The sequence below is a fragment of the Ruoffia sp. FAM 20857 genome (assembly GCF_045528645.1).
GTDB classification, from domain to species: Bacteria; Bacillota; Bacilli; order Lactobacillales; family Aerococcaceae; genus Ruoffia; species Ruoffia halotolerans.
In genome coordinates this window covers 1-1,029 of sequence record NZ_JBGQRB010000109.1, presented here as the reverse complement: position 1 = coordinate 1,029, position 1,029 = coordinate 1, and the positions used below count along the sequence as shown (strand labels likewise).

Sequence of the window (1,029 nt, the reverse complement as noted above, 5' to 3'; positions counted from 1 at the left end):
ATGATGTTTGAATTGAATTTTACCTGGTTTTTGTGTAAGCTAATCATGAAGAGAACTCCTTTCTTATGGTTGGTTTAGACACCTTTACCATATCAGAATGGGGTTCTTTTTTCATCACTTAACAGGTGAAAATGAAAAAGTAAATTTAAGCTGCCGTTAGGCAGTTGGCACATGTTTCAACGAAAAGTATGAATTGTTCAGGGTATTAGAAATATATTAAAGTACATAGGGAGAAATTCATGAAATTATACGGGGAGTTTTTAAAAGAAGATTGGTTAAAAGCATTAGGAGCTTGGGAAGAAAAAATTCCTGCTTCTTTTGTAGTTCATGGTGAATGGGAGCACGATGATAACCTGAAATTATGGAGCGAATTACTAAAAGATGAGAGTTGGCTACCTAAGTGGAATACAGTAATAGGTGATTATAGAGAGACGAAGATCGGCTTCGCAAATGTCTATGGTGCGCCGATGGCAACAAACATTGTCCATCAATTCGGTGCAGCAGGAACTGATTTATTTATTCAAACGGGTTATTGTGGCGGACTAACACACGATGTGAAATATGGGGATATACTTATCGTAACTGAAGCCGGGATGCAAGATGGAGCTTCGCAGTGGTACCTTCCTGATCAGGATGTAGTTAAAGCTGATGAAGCAATGGTAAATGAAGCAATAAGTTACTGTGAAAAGAAGGGATATAGCTATTCAATTGGACGTGTAATTTCTACAAGTGCAATGCTTCTGGAAACAGTTGACATGGTAAACAAATGGTCCGATAACGGTTATACGGGCGTTGATATGGAAACGGCAACGACGTTAGCGGTAGCGAAGAAGTTAAATAAAAAGGCAATAGGCTTATTAAATTTATCAGATCATTTGACTCAAGGTGATACTATCTATTCCTATGACGAATTTACAATTTAAGTGCAACAACAATAATAAAATAAAAAAAGATCCATAGTTTTCCTATAAAATAGATGTACCAACCAACTATTAGAAGGAGAAAGCTATGAATCCATACACACATCTT

The 1,029-nt window shown here is 36.5% G+C and carries 1 protein-coding gene; it reads left to right on the top strand.

What is annotated here, in order from left to right; all coding sequences use genetic code 11:
* The first annotated feature begins 239 nt into the window (after window positions 1-239).
* Window positions 240-923, top strand: coding sequence for a nucleoside phosphorylase (locus ACEN4N_RS11430; RefSeq protein ID WP_407090983.1), 684 nt, complete (start codon window positions 240-242; stop codon window positions 921-923).
* Window positions 924-1,029 lie beyond the last annotated feature (106 nt).

Coding starts and splice junctions, on each gene's coding strand:
- ACEN4N_RS11430 (WP_407090983.1), top strand. CDS start 240: ATGAAATTATACGGGGAGTTTTTAAAAGAAGATTGGTTAAAAGCATTA.